Raw genomic sequence first — 19,300 nt, 5'->3', positions numbered from 1 at the left:
GGGATCGTCCCGGTCGTGTTGAGCGTCGCCGCCAGCACGACGAACGCCGCCCCGGCGATCCCCGCCGCGCCCTTGGACGTAAGCAACAGCACCGCGATCAGCCCCAGTTCGTGCCAGAAGGTCAGGTGCGTGTTGGTCGCCTGCGCCAGGAACACCGCGACGGTGGTGAGGTACAGGCAGGTGCCGTCGAGATTGAATGAATAGCCCGCCGGGATGACGAAGCCGACGACGCTCTCCTCACAGCCGAGCTTGCGCAGCTTTTGGATCAGCCGCGGCAGCACCGTCTCGGTCGACGTCGTGGCGGCGACGATGACGATCTCGTCCCAGATATAGCCGAGCAGCCGCCACAGGCTGACGCCGCAATACCAGGCGACACCGCCGAGTACCGTCGCGGTGAACACGCCGCAGACCACGAAGAACTCGACGATCAGCTCGCCCAGCGACAGCAGCGAGGCGGTGCCGAACTGGCCGACGGTGAAGGCGATCGCGCCGAACGCGCCGAGCGGCGCGAAATACATGATATAGCCGATGATGCGGAAGAAGCCCTGCGACGCGCTCTCGATCACGTCGAGCACCGGCTTGGCGCGCTCGCCGGTCGCGGCGATGGCGATGCCGAACAGCACCGAGACAAACAGCACCTGCAGCACATGTCCCTCGGTCAGCGCGCCGGCGAAGGTGTTGGGAATGATCGCCATCAGGTAACCGGTCACCGACTGATCGTGCGCCGAGGCGACATAGGTCTTGATCGACGCGGTATCGATCGCGGCGGCGTTGATGTTCATGCCGGCGCCCGGTCGCCACAGATCGACTGCGACGAGGCCGAAGATCAGCGCGAGGATGGTGATCACCTCGAAATAGAGGATCGATTTGAGCGCGACACGGCCGACCGCGGTCATGTCGTTCATGCCCGCTACGCCGTGCACAACGGTGACGAATATGATCGGCCCGATCATCATTCGAATCAGCTTGATGAAGGCGTCGCCGAATGGCTTCATCGCCACGGCGGTGCCCGGTGCGAAATGGCCGAGCAGGATGCCGATCAGCGTGCCAACCAGCACCTGGAACCACAATTGCCCGGCGATGCCGAAGCGGCGCGCCTTATTCTCCGTCTCTCCTATCGTCGTCATGATCGTTATACTTTTCTCTGCTGGGGCGACGGTCAGGCGAAGAGCATGCCGTCGAACAATTTGCGCGCGGTGCGGATCATCCCGGCGCCGGTGACGACGCCGTCGGCGTCGGTCTCGATCACGCAAGGGGTGATGCCGCTCGGATGCTCGACACCGAGCGTCCTGGTCGCGCCGGCGCCGACCGTCGCGAGTGCCGCGGCGGGGCTGTCGGCCACCAGGCAGGCGGTGGCGACGCTGACCGCGCCGAGCACGCCGATCGAGGCGTGGCAGCGGTGCGGAATGAACGAGCGGACGCAGATCGCGCCCCCGGCGCGCGGCGCGGCGATCAGCATCATCTTCGGCACCGATTGCGCACTGACGTCGCCGAGGTTCATCAGCGGCCCGGCGGCAAGGCGGATCGCCTCGATCCGGGCCTTCAGGCTTGTGTCACCGTCGAGCGTGTCGCGATCCTCATAGCCGGTGATGCCGACGTCGGTGGCGCGCAGCACGACGCAGGGCATGCCATTGTCGATCAGCGTGGTTTCGACGCCTTCGATCACGTCGACCGGTCGCCCGGTGGGCAGCAGCGCGCCGCAGCTCGATCCGGCGATGTCAGCGAAGGACAGCGCCACCGGCGCGGCCGTGCCGAGGACACCGTCGATCGCGGTGGTGCCTGTATAAGTGACGGCGCCACCGGGCGTCTGCACCACTGCGGTCGCGGCCTTGCCGGTGTTGACCATATGGATGGCGACACGCGTCTCGCCGTCGGACGCGGCGACAAGGCCGCGTTCGATCGCGAACGGGCCGACGCCGGCGAGCATATTGCCGCAATTCTGCTTGTCGGTGACGATCGCCGCGTCGACGAAGACCTGGAGGAACAGATAGTCAACGTCGATCCCGGGCCGGTTCGACCGCGCGACGATCGCCACCTTGGAGGTCAGCGGGTCTGCGCCGCCCATGCCGTCGATTTGGCGCGGATCGGGCGAGCCGAAGGCGCGCAGAAGGAAGGCGTCGCGGGCGTCGATGGCGCTGGGCAGGTCGTCGGCAAGGAAGAACCCGCCCTTCGACGTGCCACCGCGCATCCACATGGCGGGGATGCTTTCACTCATAGCGCAGGCCCTTCGCGGCGAGCGCATCGCGCATCGCATAGATGTCGAGGCCGAGTTCACCCGCGGCGAGGCGTGTGCGTTTCGCCTCCTCGTTCGCCTCGCGAGCCTGCGCTTTAGTCAATATCGCGGCGGCATCGTCGCGGCGGACGACGCAGACGCCGTCGTCGTCGGCGACGATCACGTCGCCTGCACGCACCAGCTCGCCGGCGCAGACCAGATCGACATTGACCGAGCCGAGCGTCGCCTTGACCGTCCCCTGCGCGCTGATCGCTCGCGACCAGACCGGAAAGCCCATGGCGGTGAGGTCGCGGACGTCGCGCACGCCGGCGTCGATGATCAGTCCGCGACAGCCGCGTGCCATCGCGGAGGTGGCGAGCAGGTCGCCGAAATAGCCGTCCTCGCACGGGCTGGTCGGCGCGACGACGAGCAGATCGCCCTCGCGCAACTGCTCGATCGCGACATGCATCATCCAATTGTCGCCGGGTGGCACCGACACGGTGACCGCCGACCCGGCGATGCGCGCACCGGGATAGATCGGCCGCAACCGGCTGGCGAGCAGGCCGGCACGGCCCTGCGCCTCATGAACCGTGGCGACCCCGGCGGCGCCCAGCCCGGCGATCGTCGCCGGATCCGTTCGTTCGATCTGTGTGACGACGCGCGCCATGTTCATCCTCGATCCCGTGTAACTTTGTCGTGGCTTAAAAGGGATATGGCGGGCGGCGGACAACGTCGATTTGTGCACGAGGCATAAGCTGGTGCTAAGTGTGTGCGATGAACGAGCCACTCGACTTCAACCTGCGCCATCTCGACGCGATCGCCGCGGCGGCGCGGCTCGGCGGCATCAGCGCTGCATCGCAGGCGCTCAATCTGTCGCAACCGGCGCTGACCCAGGCGATCGCCAAGACGGAGGCGCGGCTCAACCAATCAATGTTCGATCGTCAACCGGGCGGCGCGGTGCCGACCGAGGCGGGGCGGCGGCTCGCCTTCCGTATCGAGCGCGCGCTCGGCTATCTGACCCGCGGTGGCCAGAGCGTGCGGCGCGGCGCGCGGCTGCCGCCGCTGCCGCATATCGAGCGACGCGTCACGCTCGGTCAGTTGCGTGCGCTGATCGCGGTCGACGAGGCGGGCAGCTTCGCGCTCGCGGCGATGCGCACCGGCCTGTCGCAGCCCGCGCTGCACCGCGCCGCGCGCGATCTCGAGCAGCAGCTCGGCGTGCCGTTGCTGATGCGCCAGGGCCGGACCGTGCAACCGACGCCTGCCGCCGGCCGCTTTCTGCGCTTCGCGCGTCTGGCGCGCGCCGAGTTGCAGGCGGGGCTGGACGAGATCGCGGCGCTGCGGTCGACGGGGGCGGGGCGGATCGTCGTCGGCACGATGCCGCTGGCGCGCGCGGTGCTGCTGCCGCAGGCGCTCGCCCGCTTCGCGCGTACCTATCCCGCCGCGTCGGTCGAGGTGGTCGAGGCGCCGTATCTCGAGCTGCTCGCCCGGCTGCGCGAGGGCGAGATGGACCTGCTGGTCGGTGCGATGCGCGATCCCGTGCCGGTCGGCGATGTGGTGCAGGAGCCGCTGTATACCGACGATCCGGTGATCGTCGCGCGGGCCGGTCACCCGCTTGCCGGCACCGATCCGCCCTTCGCCGCGCTAGAGGGTTATCCCTGGGTCATCGCCGCGGCGGGCACGCCGACGCGACAGCGCTGGGAGCAGATGTTCGCCGACCACGGCCTGACACCGCCGCGGCTGCGCGTCGAATGCGGTTCGGTGCTGGTGATCCGGGGATTGATGCTCGAGGACGACTGGCTGACGCTGATGGCGCGCGACCAGTTCCTGTTCGAGCGCCGTGCCGGCCTGCTCGTCGAGATCCCCGGTGCGGGCATCGCACTCCGCCGCCGGATCGGACTGACGATGCGCGGCGACTGGCACCCGACCGCGTTGCAGGCGGCCTTCGTCGAGACGTTTCGCGTCACCTGTGCCGACTGGACTTCCGCAAAAGCAATGGCCGATCAGCCGTTCCGATATGCCTGAGCCGCCGCGCGGCAGTAGCGTCGCCGACATGATCATCGACTGTCACGGCCATTACACCACCGCGCCGGCACCCCATACCGACTGGCGCGAGGCACAGAAAGCGGCGTTCCGCACCGGGGGCGACATCGATCCCGCCTATCCCGCCATCTCCGACGACGCGATCCGCGAGACGATCGAGACCAACCAGTTGCGCCTGCTGCGCGAACGCGGCGCCGACATGACGATCTTCTCGCCACGCGCCTCCGCGATGGCGCCGCACGTCGGCGATGCGGCGGTCAACCGGATCTGGGCACAGCGGTCCAACGACCTGATCAAGCGCGTCGTCGATCTCTTCCCCGAGACCTTCGCGGGAGTCTGCCAGCTGCCGCAGACCGCGGATCTGTCGATCGACCAGTCGATCGCCGAGCTCGAACGCTGCGTCACCGAGCTCGGCTTCGTCGGCTGCAACCTCAACCCCGATCCGTCGGGCGGCCGGTTCGCCGCGCCGCCGCTGTACGACCGCGCCTGGTACCCCTTCTTCGAAGCGATGGTCGAACTCGACGTGCCCGCGATGATTCACGTCTCGGGCAGCTGCAATCCGGCGATGCACGCGACCGGCGCTTATTACATCGCCGCCGACACGATCGCCTTCATGCAGTTCATCGAGGGCAACCTGTTCCGCGACTTCCCGACGTTGCGCTTCATCATCCCGCATGGCGGCGGCGCGGTGCCCTATCATTGGGGGCGATACCGCGGGCTCGCCGACATGCTGAAGCGTCCGCCGCTCGCCGACCATGTTATGCGTAACGTCTATTTCGACACCTGCGTCTACCATCAGCCCGGCATCGATCTGCTGTTCGAGGTGATCGACGTCGACAATATCCTGTTCGGGTCGGAGATGGTTGGCGCGGTGCGCGGCATCGATCCGCAGACCGGCCAGTATTTCGACGACACCAAACGCTATATCGACGCGCTCGCCATCCCCGACGCCGACAAGCGCAAGGTGTTCGAGGGCAATGTGCGGCGCGTCTACCCGCGGCTCGACGCGCAACTGGCGGCGAGGGGGCTGTGATGGCGGCGTTCACATCCGATCCGGGCTGGCTGTGCTGGGACCCGGCACCGAGCAAGCCGCGCTTCGTGCCGCCGCCGGGCGCGGTCGACGCGCATTGCCACGTCTTCGGGCCGGGCGATGTCTTTCCTTATGCGCCCGAGCGGAAATACACGCCATGCGACGCTGGCAAGGCGGAGCTGTTCGCATTGCGGGATCATCTCGGCTTCGCCCGCAACGTCATCGTCCAGGCGACCTGCCACGGCGCTGACAATCGCGCGCTGATCGATGCGCTGCGTAGCGCCGACGGCCGCGCGCGCGGTGTGGCGACGGTGCGCGACACGGTGAGCGATGCCGAACTGGCCGAGCTCGATGCGGCCGGCGTGCGCGGCGTGCGCTTCAACTTCGTCCGCCGCCTCGCCGACCCCAAGCCTGACGCCTATTACCGTGCGATCATCGACCGGATCGCGCCGCTCGGCTGGCACGTCGTTCTCTATTTCGAAGCGGCCGATCTGGAAGAGCGCTGGGACTTCTTCACCAGCCTGCCGACCACCGTCGTCGTCGATCATATGGGTCGGCCGGACGTCACCCGGCCGGTCGATGGCCCGGAGTTCGGGCGCTTCCTCCGCCTGATGGAGGAGCATCCGAATGTCGTCAGCAAGGTGACTTGTCCGGAACGGCTGTCGAAGAGCGGTCCGCCGCACTATGCCGACGTGGTTCCTTTCGCCCGGACTCTGGTGGAGCGCTTTCCAGGTCGCGTGCTGTGGGGTACGGATTGGCCGCACCCGAACATGACGAGCCATATGCCGGACGAAGGCAACTTGCTCGATATGGTGCCGCTGATTGCGCCTACGCCGGCGCTAAGGCAGAGCCTCCTCGTCGATAATCCAATTCGCCTGTATTGGGCTGGCGGCTAAGTGTAGAGCTTGGCAACGTTCGAAAACCGACTGCTTTGAAAATTTTATGCTAGATTATGCCGTCTCCCAGAGCGTTTTTTACCTCCAGAGGAGCGCGGGATCTTCGTATAGGCGATGGCGGGCAGGCAGCTTATCCATGTTTCAGCACTGCCATCGATGATCGGCCGCGTTGTGCGATAGGTAGCGACGTCAGAACAGTGCCATATCCTTGGTGGGCCCGCTATTGCCTCGATTATGGCCGCAGGGAGATCTCGGTCTAACGGTGATCGGATCCAGTTGAACAAATGACCGCTTTCGGGCCGAGGCAAAGTGTGCCCGGATGGCCGCAATTAGGTCGTGGAAGCCACGGCTCATGCCAGATATGTAATACTCGAAAGCACGAACCCAGCTCAGCTTACCGTCTGATCACGCCCGAATCGCGACATTCGCGATCGTGGCGGCGTTCACGATCCCCGGACCAACATGAGTTTTGGGAGGCCGCCAGCGTTCCCGCCTGACATCCTTCGCGAGAGAGTCGGATAGGAGCAGGATGCCCCCTTGCGAACATCGTCATGATGCATGACGATGTTCGGGCCTGACACGTGGAGGCGTAGATGATTGACGTCCAGCAAGCTGAGGTGTCACAAATAGCGGCCCCGTCTGCGGAAACCTCTTCGCTGCCTGGCACCGCGCCGATCGATATCCTTAAACAAAACGAGCGCAGCTACGCCCAAAACTCTGACGCTGAAGAGGTTGTGGTTTGTGGCCGGAGGAACGACGAAGAATATCGTTTACGCCCGCTGACACCGCCACCTGTGTCCCCTGGCCCTCTGTCCCGTCCCCTGAGGATACAACTCGCTCCGGGGGTATCCTTTGGATTCCAGCGTGGCGGTGGTTTCGGACTCCGGGCGGAGTTAGGGCCGGGCAAAAAGACCGACGAGCTAAAACGTGAACCTTGAAGGTGGGGCAGGCTAGGTCCGCTAACCACCCAAGTAACGACATTCGTCAGTGGCTGGCCAGGGTAGCAAGCTAATCGTTAGCGACGATGAACAAGCGTCCAAAGTTGGGGAGCGGGAAGGGTGGGCTTAATGTCCACTACTGGGTCGTCGCGGTGTACACGATTAGACGACGACAGTGAGGCGCTGCCGCTGCATTTCCACTTGCAGCGGCGGGCGGCAGGCTCCGATATGCGCCTCTTGTTAGGAGAACTGACACCGCGTCTCGATACTTTCGATACGCTGCCAGCCGCGACCGACGCGGTATTAAATCCAATCTATAGTTTACATGCGAGCACGTATGCCGAAGAAGAAAGCTCGACCAGTATACTCATAAAACGCTGGAACATTGCTATACGTGGAAAAACGCTTGGTAGCAGAATCTAGTAGATTCGACCCCTGCGCATAGATAGTCACCTGCGGCAGAACATCATAGGACACGCTCGCTGCGAGTTCATGATATGGGGATTGCTTGATTGCAAGGCTGTCGATGTAGCTGTACTGCGACGACACAAACCTCGACTGGTATTGGTACGAGACCGAAGCGTTGACCCCATGCGCCTCGTAGAACAGCTTTGCGTTGGCCGAAAAGGGCACCGCATCTTCAAGATTGACGGTCGGCCGGCCGGCACGCTCTGCGCGCGATTTGTTGTAGGTAGCGTTGGCCTGAACGCCAAAGCCGTTGCGCAAGAAGTACTGGCCGCCGACCTCGATGCCGTAGACCTTGGCACTGTCGCCGTTGACGTAGGTCAGCTCCGTGAACGGGAAGCTCGACGGCGCGCCGGCGACCTGGTTGGTCGGCACAAGGTTGAAGGCGACCGCCTGCGTCGTCACGAAATTGGTGAGGTGCTTGTAGAAGGCGGCGACGGTCAGCGCGAGGCGGTTGTTCGGATAATATTCGAGCGAGATATCCGCTTGGTCCGCCGACACCGGCTTGAGGTTGGGGTTCCCGGCATCCGTGACGACCGGAGTGTTCGACTGCGCCGCGGAATAATCCTTGGCCGACGACAGCTGACCAAAGGTCGGACGCGAGATTGCCTGCGACGCGGCGAGGCGGACGCGCAGCCCGTCGGCGAGGTCATAGGCGAAATTCGCCGACGGCAGCAGGCGCGAATAGTCGCCACCGCCGTTGATCGGCTCAATCGGGTTGAACACGACGTTGGCGGTGCCGACGCCAATCACCTGATAGCTGCGCACCGTCGCGCCATAGCCGAGCGAATCGACGCTGGTGTGGACGTAGCGAAGGCCAAAATCACCGCGCCAGCGCGCACCCTCGACGTTGAACTGGAAATAGCCGTCCCAGGTGCGCTCGCGGATCGCATAGGAGGCGAGCAGGTCGGGGACGATCTGCTGCGTCGCATAACCGGTCGGATAGGGCTGGCCGGTCGCCGGATTGAGCACGTTCGGGTTGTTCTCCGCCTTTGCCAGCGACGCCAGATAGGTATCGATGTCGAATGACGGGATCGAGCGCGGGAAATTGCCCGACAATTTCGGTAGAATGTTCGACACCTGCCCCTCCTGGACGACGTTGGCGCCGATCGCGGCGAAGGAGAAGGGATAGCCGGCGAAATTCTCGGCGGTGGTATATTGGTTGTCGATGACGTCGACGGTCTTCTTGCGGTTGAGATAGGCGCCACCGAAGGTGAACGACTTCATCACGCCATTGTCGACCTCATAGGCGAAATCGAGCTTCGCCTGGGTGCTGCGATCGGAGATATTCTGCCCCTGGATGCCGATGTAATGGGCGCGCAGGTCACCGTTGCCGGCGTCGGTGAGTGGTCGGTCGGTCAGCGTACCGTCGGCATTGGGGATGGTGATCTGAAGATCGGGCAGGCCGCCGTCGCGCGTAGCCACCACCGCGCGCGACCCCGGAATGCCCGCGACGACGAAGCGGTTCTGGCCGCCGGTGTTGTTGGTCGCCTTGCCATATGAGACGTCTGCGGCGACCTTGAGCCGGTCGACCGGCGTCCAGTCGATATGGCCACCATATTGATAGGTGATTGAATGGCGCGGCTCAGTCGTCGCCAGAATGTCGACCGTCGCCGGGTTGACCGTGTAGTTGGTCACAACCTTGTTGCTGTCAACTTTGACGTTGTTGAGGTCCCAGCGGACGCTACCGTCGTCGGCGAGGGGCGTCAGCCCGACCGAGACGCGGTGATTTTCCTCATTGTCGGTATAGTTGCTGTAGATGCCGTCGAGGCGCAGCTCGAAATTCGAGCTCGGCTTCCACTGATAGGCCGCCGAGCCGCCCCAGCGCTCGCGCTCGCCGAGCACATAGCCGACGCTGTAGAAGTACGGAACGATAACGCCGCCATTGGGGACGTTGACGATGCTGCGCTGTCCGTTCGCCGCGGTGGCGATGTCGAAGGTGTCGGTGCTCGAATATTCGCCGAGGTTGTCGGTTCGGAACTTGTACTTATTGTAGGTGCCCGAGACCAGCACACCCATCGTGTCGTTGGCAAAGGTGGTGCTGACTACGCCCGACGCCTTGACCCCGCCCTTTTCGGCGAACTGATTGTACTGGCCTTCCAGCGAGCCAGCGGCGTGGAAGCCCTTGTGATCGAAGGGCCGCGCGGTGCGCAGATCGACGTTGCCGCCGATGCTGCCCTCGAGCTGCGCGGCCTGCGCAGCCTTCTGGATTTCGGCGCCGGAGATCACCTCGGAGGGGAGGACGTCGAAGGCGAACGACCGGTCGGGACCGTCAGTCGGCAAAATGCGGCCGTTAAGCGTCGTCAGGGCGAAGCTCTCGCCGAGGCCGCGGACGGTGATGCTGCGACCTTCGCCGCGGCCGTCACGGCCGACGGTGACGCCGGGGATGTTGGACAGCGCCTCGGCGACGTTGCGGTTGGGGAACTTGCCGAGCTCCTCGGCGGAGATGGCGTCCACGATCGTCGAGGCGTCGCGCTTGGTCTCGACCGAGCGCAGCAGGCTGCCGCGGACGCCCCGGACGATGATGTCGTTGGCGGGATCGTCGCCGGCGACTTCCTGCGGATCGCCGCTCTGGCCGGGGCCGGACTGGATCACGGAGCCGGGATTGGGCTGTTCGGTCGGCGACACCGCCGTCTGCGCAGTCGCCTGCGAGGCCGCGAGCAGCGCCAGCAGGCTCACGCCCATCAAGGCACCACGATGCGAACGCGTTGTTCCAACCATCATCATTCCCCTCGTCGGCGGCACGGGCATACATCCTCGACCACGCTCGCTTTGTTGCGCTTTGCTAGATGGATCGTAACAAACTTGTCAAACGATTAAAAACGAAACATCTTCGACAATGCGCACGTCGAGGGTGCGAGAATGCCTCGTCCGTCCAGAATTATGCCGCCTTCAAAGGAAGACGAGGTCCGATCCTTGGGTCGGACCGATGTTCGGGAGCGTCACGGCGAGGTGCGGGTCAGAGGAGTTTTGAGCGAGGATCCAGAATGCGGGCCGTCGCTCGGCCCCGGCACCAACGATGGATAGCGAAACGTAACGCGATTGATGTAGCCGAAGCGGACTGGTAGCAGTGGCGGAAGAATACAGGGAACAGGACGGAATGATCCGGGACACGAGTGAACGGCGGCTGCGGATCAGCACGCTGGTGCGCGAGCGGGGCAGCGTGCAGGTTGCCCCGCTCGCCGAGAAGTTCGGCGTGTCGATGCAGACGATCCGGAAGGATTTGCGCTTCCTCGCGACGCGCGGCGTGATGGAGCGGTCCTACGGCGGTGCGATCAGCGCCGGCGCGGTCAACGTCACCGCCGAGCCGCCGGTCGAGGTCAAGCGCACGATCCACGCCGACGAGAAGGCGCGGATTGGCAAGGCCGCCGCGGCGATGGTGTCGCCGGGCGAGTCAATCGTACTCGACTCCGGAACGACGACGCTGCAGATCGCGCGCTTCCTGTCCGACGACGACGACATTACCGTCCTTACGAACGACCTCGACATCCTGTCGGTGCTCGCGGCGAAGGAGCGGCTTAACATCGTCATGCTCGGCGGGATGCTGCGCCGTAAGAACCGCGCGTTCTACGGGGCCCAGACGGTAGCGTCCTTGGAGCATCTGCGCGTCGACAAGCTGTTCCTCGGGGTCGACGGCTTCGATATCGAATGCGGCATCACAACCCACTACGAGCCGGAGGCGATGCTGAACCGGAAGATGGTGGAGGCGGCGCGCGACGTCATCGCGGTGACGGACGTATCCAAGTTCGGACGCGTCTGCCTCCACCGGATCATTCCGGTCGACAGCATCCACCGCCTCGTCACCGGAACCGAGGTGCCCGACGACGTCCGCTCCGCCTCGCAGCGGCTGGGGTTCAGCATCCACGAGGCATGAGGGACACGCGGCGGCTCAGCCATCGAGGTGGAAGAAGCGCCGCGCGTTGCGGTAGTAGATCTTGTCGATGACCTCGCGAGGCAGTGCGAGACCGGGCGCATCCGCCTTGATGGCGGCGATCGGCTGCGACAGCGGCGTCGCCAGATAGCGCCAGTCCGAGCGCCACGTCTCGTCGGCCTCCTTGGCGAAGTCGCCCGTCGTCGGCGGATTCTGCGCGCGTGCCGCCGGATCGGGCGGGCTGTCGGTCAGATCGGTGCCGTACATCAGCCGATCCTGATACTTGACGAAGAACTCGCGCACCTTCGCGTGGTTGGCGTTCGACTGGACCTGCACCTGGCTCATCCGGGCGGCGAGATCTACCACCGCGTTGGGAAAGCGGTCGAGGAAGGCGGCGAGTTCGTCGACGCTCCACTCCAGGCTCGCCATGTGCGCGCCGTCGAAGGCGAGCTTCGGGTGCCGCGCGACGAAGCGGTCGCGCACCGCCATCAGGCGCTCGTAGCTCGGCTCCTCGGGATGCTTAAACATGTAGTATTCGGGGTGTTCGCTAAAGTAGGTGCGGTCGTTGTCGGTCGTCATCTTGTCGAGCGGCAGCCAGCAATTTTTGGGCTCGCCCTGATGCGCGATCAGCGGCACGCCCCGCGCTTGGATGTGGCGCATGACGGGATCGAAGCGCGGATCGTCGAGGAAGACGCGCCTGCCGCTCGCATCCTTGGCGATCATGCCGATGTTCTTCCACACCTTCACCGCCACCGCGCCGTGCGCGAAGCCTTCGTCCACCGCGTGCTCGGCCTGGGCCGTCCATTGCGGCGTGCCGAAGCCGTCCATCGAGAAGGTCGTCGCGAAGTGGAAGTGCTTCGGGTCGGCGGCATGGTCCTTGTAGGCGATCTCCGCCTGCCGCGCGAGCGGCGGAAAGTCGGGATAGTCGACGTTGATCGACAGGAGCTCGAACCCGTCGCGCCGGGCGACCTGACCGAAGTCGGGCGCATCGCGGTTGGCGTGGACGTGCGCATCGAGCTTGGCGACGCGGGCGAAGTCGGCCTCCGTGTAGGACGTGGGAGACGGTGCGGCGCCGACGAGCGCCGCGGCGGCGGTGACGGCGAGCAGGCCTGATCGGATTCGCATTTGATTCTCCAAAGGAAACGTAACGAAATAATACTATGTTGCGTTTTGAATTGCGCAAGCTGAACCGATGGGGCACATCCGAGCTCAAGGCCGCCCTCTTCAAGTGGCGTCCGTTGCTACGAGAGGCGTGCGCGTGTCCAACATACCTATATCCCGGCGTCGCCTGATCGCGCACCTCGCGGGCGGAGCGGCCGTCATCGCCGTTTCCCCTGCCGTCGCGCGGGTTCCGGTCGCGGGCGCACCGACCACGCGTATCAGCGACGGCGTGCTGACGATCGAGTTCGACTCCGGGCTGCACTCGCGCCTCTCGCGCGGCGAGACCGTGCTGACCGCGATGGAGTCGGGCGAGGCGATCCGGCTGGTCGGGCAGCAGCCGATCGACCGCTTCCTGCTGCTCGACCAGAGTAGTGCGGCTGTATCGGGACCGCATGGCAGCGGTCGGATCCACCGGCTGCGCGGCTCCGCGGCGGGCGGGATCGAGAAGCGGATCGCGGTGACAATGTTCGACCGCTATCCTGGCCTCGCGTTGCTCGACATCGCCTATCGCAACACTGGTGATGCTCCGCTCACGATCGCCGGGTGGCAGGCGGCGACGCATGATCTGCTCGCGCATCCGGACGGCGCTTGGAGCTTCTCGGGCGCGTCTTATCCGGACCGGCGCGACTGGGTGCAGCGAGTCGCACCGGGGTTCGGTCAGCGCAACTTCATGGGCATGAACGCCTCCGACTATGGCGGCGGCACGCCCGTCGCGGCGGTGTGGCGGCGCGACGTCGGCCTCGCCGTCGGCCATGTCGACACGGTGCCGCGGCTGGTGTCGCTGCCGGTCGGAGGGCAGCCGACCGGAACACGGATCGGGATAGCGGGCGATGAGCCGGTGACACTCGCCCCCGGCGCCTCGCTGACGCTGCCGCCGGTCTTCCTAATGGTGCACGACGGCGATCACTTCCGCCCGCTCGACACCTATCGCCGGTTGATGGCGGAGCGCGGCATCGCCGCCCCCGCGATCCCCGAGCCGAGCTACGCGCCGGTCTGGTGCGCCTGGGGCTATGGCCGCGACTTCACCATTCCCGAGGTGCTGACCGCGATGGGCAAGGCCAAGGCGATCGGCCTCGACTGGGCGGTGATGGACGACGGCTGGCAGACGTCGGAGGGCGATTGGAAGCTCAACCCAGCCAAATTTCCGCACGGAGACGCCGACATGAAGGCGTTCGTCGGCCAGATCAAGGCGGCGGGTATGCGGCCGCGGCTGTGGCTCGCGCCGCTGGCGGCGGATCCGGGCACCGACCTGCTCCGCGACCATGCCGACATGCTGCTGCTCGACCGCACCGGTGCGGCGCAGAACGTCAGCTTCTGGAACGCCTTCACCCTGTGCCCCGCCTATCCGCCGGTGGTCGACTATTTCCGCGGGCAGATCCGCCGCATCATCGGCGATTGGGGGTTCGAGGGGCTGAAGCTCGACGGCCAGCATCTCAACGGCGTCGCGTCCTGCTACAATCCCGCCCACAACCACGCGCGACCGGAGGAATCGTTCGAGAAGCTGCAGAGCTTCTGGAAGGCGCTCTACGACGAGGCGATGGCGATCAACCCGCAGGCGGTGATCGAGATCTGTCCCTGCGGCGACTCCTTCGCGTTCCACAACATGCCGGGAATGAACCACACCCCCGCATCCGATCCGACCTCGTCGTGGCAGATCCGCCTCAAGGGCAAGACCTTCAAGGCGATGATGGGGCCTTCCGCACCGTTCGCGGGCGATCACGTCGAGCTGAGCGACCGGCACGACGACTTCGCCAGCCACTACGGCATCGGCGCGATCGTCTCGACCAAGTTCACCTGGCCGCACGACCCGGTCAACACGACCGATCCCCTGCCGCCGGGCGGCATCGCGCTCACTCCCGAGCGTGAACGCCTCTGGCGCAAGTGGATCGCCCTCTACCGCGCCGACATGCTGCCCAAGGGCGAGTATCTTGGCGGGCTGTACGACATCGGCTTCGACAAACCGGAGGGGCATGCGATCCGCGCCGGTGGCCGGATGCACTACGCGTTCTACGCCGACAGCTGGTCGGGGAAGGTCACCTTACGCGGACTGCCGCCGGGCACGCACCGACTGACCGACAGCTTCAGCGGAGCTTCGCTCGGCACGGTCGGCGGACCGGTCGCCACCGTTCCCGCACGCTTCGAGCACTTCCTGCTGATCACCGCCACCCCCGTCACGGCGAAGGACGCCGCATGAGCGATCAGGCATCACCACGCGGCCGGGCCTGGCTGTTCAACGCGCTCGCCACCGTCGTGCTGTGGGGGGTGTGGGGCGCGTTCTCCGGCCTGTCGCCGCAGCACGGCTTTCCCGAGACGCTCGTCTATTGCGTCTGGGCGCTGACGATGATCCCGCCCGCGCTGATCGTGCTCGCGCAGGCGCGATGGAAGCTCGACCTCAATCCGCGGGCGATCGCTTACGGCCTTGCCGTGGGTGGGCTGGGGGCAGGGGGGCAGATGGTGCTGTTCTACGCGGTCACCCGCGGTCCGGCCTATCTGATCTTTCCGGTGATTTCGCTGTCGCCGGTCGTCACGATCATCCTGTCCTTCCTGTTCATGGGCGAGCGCACCGGCAGGCTCGGCGCGATCGGCATCCTGCTCGCGCTGCTCGCGCTGCCGACGTTCGATTTCGCGCCGGGCGGCGATGCGCAGGGCGGCGGCTGGATCTGGATGGCATTCACCGTCATGGCCTGCTGGGGCCTGCAAGCCTATTTCATGAAGTCCGCCAACCGCATCATGTCGGCGGAGAGCATCTTCTTCTACATGATGGTGACCGGCGTCGCGCTGATCCCGGTGGCGCTGCTGCTGACCGACTTCAGTCACCCGATCAATTACGGACTCGATGGACCGTTGCTCGCGGCCGGAATCCAGCTGCTTAACGCGATCGGCGCGCTCACCCTCGTGTTTGCCTTCCGCTACGGCAAGGCGATCATCGTGGCGCCGCTGACCAACGCCGGAGCACCGCTCGCCACCGCGATCATCTCGCTCGTCGCGCTCGGCGTCATGCCGGGACCGGTCAAGCTCGTCGGAATCGGTTTAGCTCTCGCAGCCTCGCTGATGCTCGCGTTTGAGCCGGACTCCGCCGCTGGTGAGGGCGTCGTAGAACCTACCGTCCTGTAAGACTGTATTTGTTTCGCTTTGTTTCGTTGCGTTTCCGGTCTGGTTACGGTATCTCGAACGAAAGGAGACTATCGTGAAGCTGATCGAAGACATCATCGCCCGGCACAAGGCCGGCGAACGCGTCGGCGTCACGTCGGTGTGCTCGGCGCATCCGCTGGTGATCGAGGCGACGTTCACCCATGCGCTGCGTCACGACGTGCCGGTGGTGCTCGTCGAAGCGACCTCGAACCAGGTGAACCAGGACGGCGGCTACACCGGCATGGTGCCTGCCGACTTCCGCGCCTTCGTCGAGGGGATCGCACGCCGTCTGGGATTTCCGCTCGACCGCCTCGCGCTGGGCGGCGATCACCTCGGCCCCAACGCCTGGACCGCGCTTCCCGCCGAGGCGGCGATGGTGAAGGCCGAGGTCATGATTGCCGACTACGTGCGCGCCGGCTTCGGCAAGATTCATCTGGACTGCTCGATGTCCTGCGCCGACGACCCGACGCCTCTCCCCGAACGTACGATCGCCGAGCGCGCCGCACGTCTGTGCCGTGTCGCCGAGGACGCCTTCGTCGGCGATCCGGCCGATGCACCGGTCTACGTGATCGGCACGGAGGTGCCGGTGCCGGGTGGCGCGGCGGAGGACCTCGACACGCTCGAAGTCACCTCGCCCGAGGCGGCGCTCGCGACGGTCGAAATGCACCGAGCGCTGTTCGTCGAGATGGGGTTGGACGCAGCGTGGGGGCGGGTGATCGCGACGGTCGTCCAGCCCGGAGTTGAGTTCGACCACATGAAGGTCGTCGATTACCGCCCCGACGCAGCCGCCAATCTCAGCGCCGCCATCGTGCCGGTCGACCATCTCGTCTTCGAGGCGCATTCCACCGACTATCAGACCGCGGAGGCGCTAAGCGCGCTGGTTCGAGACCACTTTGCCATCCTGAAGGTCGGCCCCGGCGTCACCTTCGCGCTGCGCGAGGCGCTGTGGGCGCTCGATGCGATCGAACGCGAAACGATCGAAGAGGGGCGCGGCGATCTGCGTGCGGTTGCGATCGCGCGGATGCGCGCAGAGCCCGCCAACTGGCGCAAATATTATCACGAGACCGGAGCGGCGCTCGACCTCCAGCTTCAGTACAGCCTCAGCGACCGCATCCGCTACTATTGGCCCGACCCGGCGATCGTCACGGCGCAGGAGCGATTGTTCGCCAATCTGCGGGCGCACGTGCCGCCGCTGCCGCTGGTCAGCCAGTATCTGCCGCTCGCCTATGCCGCGGTGCGCGCCAACACCGGCACCCTCGACCCGGTCGACCTCATCGTCGCGCAGATCGGCGCGACCCTCGATGCCTATTATGGAGCATGCCATCCCGATGCCTGAGACCCTAGTGGCGGCCGATCCGCAGGTCGCGAACGACGACAGCTGGACCCGGCGCGAGATCCACCAGCAACCCGCCACGCTTCGCGCGACGCAAGCGGTGCTCGCCGCGGAACGCGACGGCATCGCGGCGTTCCTCGGGCCATTGCTGGCGCAGCCCGACCTGCGGATCATGCTGTGCGGCGCGGGTACCTCCGCCTTCATCGGCGAGTGCCTCGCGCCGTGGCTGACCGCGACGCTCGGTCGACCGGTCGAAGCGGTGGCCACCACCGACATCGTCGGATCGCCGAACCTCTATCTCGATGCGAACCGGCCGACGCTGATGGTGTCGTTCGGGCGATCGGGTAACAGCCCGGAAAGCGTCGCCGCGGTCGAGCTGGCCGACGCGCGGCTGGCGTCGGTCCACCACCTCGTCATCACTTGCAACCTCGAGGGTGCGCTGGCGCAGCGCCCGGGTGCGATCGGCCATGTCGTCTGCCTTCCCGAAGCGACGCACGATCGCGCCTTTGCGATGACGTCGAGCTTCAGCGCCATGCTCTATGCAGCGCTGGCGATCTTTACCGGCATCGACGAGATGACGGCGCGGGTCGAGGCGATCGCCGCGGCGGTCGCGACGACGCTTGCGGAGATGGACGGCTTGGCGGCCGACCTTGCGACGCGCGATTTCGATCGGGTCGTCTACCTCGGCAGTGGCGTGTTCCAGGGGCTGGCGCGCGAGGCGGCCTTGAAGCTGCTGGAACTAACCGACGGGGCGATCCCGACCGCGTTCGATTCGTCCCTGGGCTTCCGCCACGGTCCGAAGACCATCGTCACCGGGCGCACCCTGGTCGTCGTTTTTGTCTCGAACGACCCACTGACGCGGCTCTACGATCTCGACATCATATCGGAACTGCGTTCTGACGGTCGCTGCGGAAGGGTGCTGCCGGTCATGGCGCGCGACGGGCTCGACGATGCGTTGCTGGTGCAGGACGCGACGCGGATGGCCGACGCCGACTTGCTCTTCCCCTATGTGGTGCCGGCGCAGCTCTTCGGCCTGCACTGCTCGCTACGGCTCGGACGCACCCCCGACCAGCCCAACGCGAGCGGCACAGTCAATCGCGTGGTCCAGGGCGTGCGCATCCACACGCAGTCGGCATGACGGTCTATCTCGGCGTCGACGGCGGCGGCACCAAGACCGAATTCGTCGGCATCGACGAGCACGGCGACGTCCTCGCCCGCGCACTTACCGGAACGACCTACCATCTGGAGGTCGGACTCGAGGAAGTGCTGGTCCGGATCGCGCAGGGCGTCGGAAGCATTTGTTCGACTTTGGGCATCGAAGCGGGAGCGCTCGGCTACGTCTTCCTTGGGTTGCCGGCGTTCGGCGAGGACGCGCGCGTCGATCCGTTACTCGTCGCCAGCGTCTTACCCGTGCTCGGCCACGGCCGGTACCGATGCGACAACGACATGGTGTGTGGCTGGGCGGGGTCTCTCGCCTGCGCCGACGGCATTAATCTCGTCGCCGGCACCGGCTCTATCGCCTACGGCGAGCGGCAGGGGCACGGCGCGCGGGTCGGCGGCTGGGGCGAGATGTTCAGCGACGAAGGCTCCGCCTATTGGATCGCCATCCAAGGCCTGCAGGCGTTCACGCGGATGAGCGACGGACGCCAGCAGCGAGGTCCGCTGCATCGGATCGTGAGCAACGCACTCTCCCTCGACGGCGACTTGGCAATCTGCGCGCGCGTGATGGGCGAGAACGGAATGACGCGTGGTGAAATTGCCGCGCTCGCCCCGCTCGTCTCCGAAGCCGCGGATGCGGGCGATCCGGCGGCTGCCGCGATACTCGATCGCGCGGGAACTGAGCTCGCCGATATCGCTCACGCTCTGCGTAGAAAGCTGGAATTTCGTGACGACGAACGCACCGCTCTTTCATGGTCGGGCGGAGTTCTGACCAAGCAGGCAGCGGTTCGTGCCGCCCTTCTACGCGACCTAGAGGCTCGGGATCTCTTCGACGTCGTGATGCCCCGCCACGATCCCGGCGTGGGGGCGGCGCTGTACGCACGCCTGCTGGCGTCCCGAAATTGCTGACCCCCGGCAGGCAGTCGGCCGCCCCGCACCACCATGAGCGTCTGGCGATCCTGAATTCCGCTGTTCTTCCAAGAGGCCCGTCCCTTACCTCTGGAATCCAACAGCGATCGATCCTCCTCACCCCGCCGCCGGCTCTGTCCCTTGCACGCGTACGT

Annotated in this window: 14 protein-coding genes; 9 read left to right on the top strand and 5 right to left on the bottom strand. The window is 65.7% G+C overall.

The annotated features are described in order from the left end of the window. The 3 genes from V8201_RS18180 to V8201_RS18170 form a co-directional block, all read right to left on the bottom strand. The coding region (locus V8201_RS18180; RefSeq protein ID WP_336546177.1) for a cation:dicarboxylate symporter family transporter at positions 1–1,127 on the bottom strand (1,127 nt) is incomplete at its 3' end. Between the two features lie 32 nt (positions 1,128–1,159). Beyond that, positions 1,160–2,215 carry a 4-oxalomesaconate tautomerase gene (locus V8201_RS18175; RefSeq protein ID WP_336546176.1) on the bottom strand — a complete coding sequence of 352 codons (1,056 nt, stop codon included), beginning with the start codon at positions 2,213–2,215 and terminating at the stop codon, positions 1,160–1,162. Then, positions 2,208–2,879 (bottom strand): 4-carboxy-4-hydroxy-2-oxoadipate aldolase/oxaloacetate decarboxylase, encoded by a 672-nt coding sequence (locus V8201_RS18170; RefSeq protein ID WP_336546179.1) that lies wholly within the window; start codon positions 2,877–2,879, stop codon positions 2,208–2,210. The genes V8201_RS18175 and V8201_RS18170 overlap by 8 nt, the downstream gene beginning before the upstream one ends. Before the next feature lie 107 nt (positions 2,880–2,986). Here V8201_RS18170 and V8201_RS18165 point away from each other — a divergent pair, with 107 nt between their 5' ends. From V8201_RS18165 to V8201_RS18155, 3 genes are read left to right on the top strand one after another with little or no spacing between them, the layout of a single operon-like run. Beyond that, a complete protein-coding gene (locus tag V8201_RS18165) occupies positions 2,987–4,234 on the top strand; it encodes a LysR family transcriptional regulator (RefSeq protein WP_336546175.1) in 1,248 nt (415 codons plus the stop codon). 28 nt (positions 4,235–4,262) lie between these two features. Continuing rightward, a complete protein-coding gene (locus V8201_RS18160) occupies positions 4,263–5,285 on the top strand; it encodes an amidohydrolase family protein (RefSeq protein WP_336546178.1) in 1,023 nt (340 codons plus the stop codon). Further along, positions 5,285–6,178 carry an amidohydrolase family protein gene (locus V8201_RS18155; protein WP_336546174.1) on the top strand — a complete coding sequence of 298 codons (894 nt, stop codon included), beginning with the start codon at positions 5,285–5,287 and terminating at the stop codon, positions 6,176–6,178. The genes V8201_RS18160 and V8201_RS18155 overlap by 1 nt, the downstream gene beginning before the upstream one ends. A gap of 1,259 nt (positions 6,179–7,437) precedes the next feature. Here V8201_RS18155 and V8201_RS18150 read toward each other — a convergent pair. Next, positions 7,438–10,266 (bottom strand): TonB-dependent receptor, encoded by a 2,829-nt coding sequence (locus tag V8201_RS18150; protein WP_336546173.1) that lies wholly within the window; start codon positions 10,264–10,266, stop codon positions 7,438–7,440. A 415-nt stretch (positions 10,267–10,681) separates the two neighbouring features. Here V8201_RS18150 and agaR point away from each other — a divergent pair, with 415 nt between their 5' ends. Beyond that, on the top strand, positions 10,682–11,455 hold the full coding sequence (gene agaR / locus V8201_RS18145) for a transcriptional repressor AgaR (RefSeq protein ID WP_336546172.1): 774 nt from the start codon (positions 10,682–10,684) through the stop codon (positions 11,453–11,455). A 15-nt stretch (positions 11,456–11,470) separates the two neighbouring features. Here the strand turns inward: agaR and V8201_RS18140 are convergent, their stop codons facing one another. Next, complete coding sequence (locus V8201_RS18140; RefSeq protein ID WP_336546171.1) at positions 11,471–12,577, bottom strand: amidohydrolase family protein; 1,107 nt, start codon at positions 12,575–12,577, stop codon at positions 11,471–11,473. 265 nt (positions 12,578–12,842) lie between these two features. On the opposite strand from V8201_RS18140, the gene V8201_RS18135 reads away from it, so the two are divergent. The 5 genes from V8201_RS18135 to V8201_RS18115 all read left to right on the top strand — a co-directional run bounded on the left by V8201_RS18135 (position 12,843) and on the right by V8201_RS18115 (position 19,145). Further along, a complete protein-coding gene (locus V8201_RS18135) occupies positions 12,843–14,807 on the top strand; it encodes a glycoside hydrolase family 36 protein (RefSeq protein ID WP_336546170.1) in 1,965 nt (654 codons plus the stop codon). Beyond that, complete coding sequence (locus V8201_RS18130; protein WP_336546169.1) at positions 14,804–15,727, top strand: EamA family transporter; 924 nt, start codon at positions 14,804–14,806, stop codon at positions 15,725–15,727. The genes V8201_RS18135 and V8201_RS18130 overlap by 4 nt, the downstream gene beginning before the upstream one ends. A gap of 73 nt (positions 15,728–15,800) precedes the next feature. After that, positions 15,801–17,081 (top strand): D-tagatose-bisphosphate aldolase, class II, non-catalytic subunit, encoded by a 1,281-nt coding sequence (locus V8201_RS18125; RefSeq protein ID WP_336546168.1) that lies wholly within the window; start codon positions 15,801–15,803, stop codon positions 17,079–17,081. Continuing rightward, positions 17,074–18,216 carry an SIS domain-containing protein gene (locus tag V8201_RS18120; protein ID WP_336546167.1) on the top strand — a complete coding sequence of 381 codons (1,143 nt, stop codon included), beginning with the start codon at positions 17,074–17,076 and terminating at the stop codon, positions 18,214–18,216. The genes V8201_RS18125 and V8201_RS18120 overlap by 8 nt, the downstream gene beginning before the upstream one ends. Beyond that, positions 18,213–19,145 (top strand): N-acetylglucosamine kinase, encoded by a 933-nt coding sequence (locus V8201_RS18115; RefSeq protein WP_336546166.1) that lies wholly within the window; start codon positions 18,213–18,215, stop codon positions 19,143–19,145. Before V8201_RS18120 ends, V8201_RS18115 begins: the two co-directional genes overlap by 4 nt. The last annotated feature ends 155 nt before the right edge of the window (positions 19,146–19,300 follow it).

This window comes from Sphingomonas kyungheensis (assembly GCF_037120395.1).
GTDB classification, from domain to species: domain Bacteria; phylum Pseudomonadota; class Alphaproteobacteria; order Sphingomonadales; family Sphingomonadaceae; genus Sphingomonas; species Sphingomonas kyungheensis.
The sequence above is the reverse complement of the archived record's forward strand: the minus strand, read 5'-3'. Positions and strand labels throughout refer to the sequence as shown.

Coding starts and splice junctions, on each gene's coding strand:
- V8201_RS18155 (WP_336546174.1), top strand. CDS start 5,285: ATGGCGGCGTTCACATCCGATCCGGGCTGGCTGTGCTGGGACCCGGCA.
- V8201_RS18120 (WP_336546167.1), top strand. CDS start 17,074: ATGCCTGAGACCCTAGTGGCGGCCGATCCGCAGGTCGCGAACGACGAC.
- agaR (WP_336546172.1), top strand. CDS start 10,682: ATGATCCGGGACACGAGTGAACGGCGGCTGCGGATCAGCACGCTGGTG.
- V8201_RS18130 (WP_336546169.1), top strand. CDS start 14,804: ATGAGCGATCAGGCATCACCACGCGGCCGGGCCTGGCTGTTCAACGCG.
- V8201_RS18170 (WP_336546179.1), bottom strand. CDS start 2,879: ATGGCGCGCGTCGTCACACAGATCGAACGAACGGATCCGGCGACGATC.
- V8201_RS18175 (WP_336546176.1), bottom strand. CDS start 2,215: ATGAGTGAAAGCATCCCCGCCATGTGGATGCGCGGTGGCACGTCGAAG.
- V8201_RS18165 (WP_336546175.1), top strand. CDS start 2,987: ATGAACGAGCCACTCGACTTCAACCTGCGCCATCTCGACGCGATCGCC.
- V8201_RS18140 (WP_336546171.1), bottom strand. CDS start 12,577: ATGCGAATCCGATCAGGCCTGCTCGCCGTCACCGCCGCCGCGGCGCTC.
- V8201_RS18150 (WP_336546173.1), bottom strand. CDS start 10,266: ATGGGCGTGAGCCTGCTGGCGCTGCTCGCGGCCTCGCAGGCGACTGCG.
- V8201_RS18115 (WP_336546166.1), top strand. CDS start 18,213: ATGACGGTCTATCTCGGCGTCGACGGCGGCGGCACCAAGACCGAATTC.
- V8201_RS18160 (WP_336546178.1), top strand. CDS start 4,263: ATGATCATCGACTGTCACGGCCATTACACCACCGCGCCGGCACCCCAT.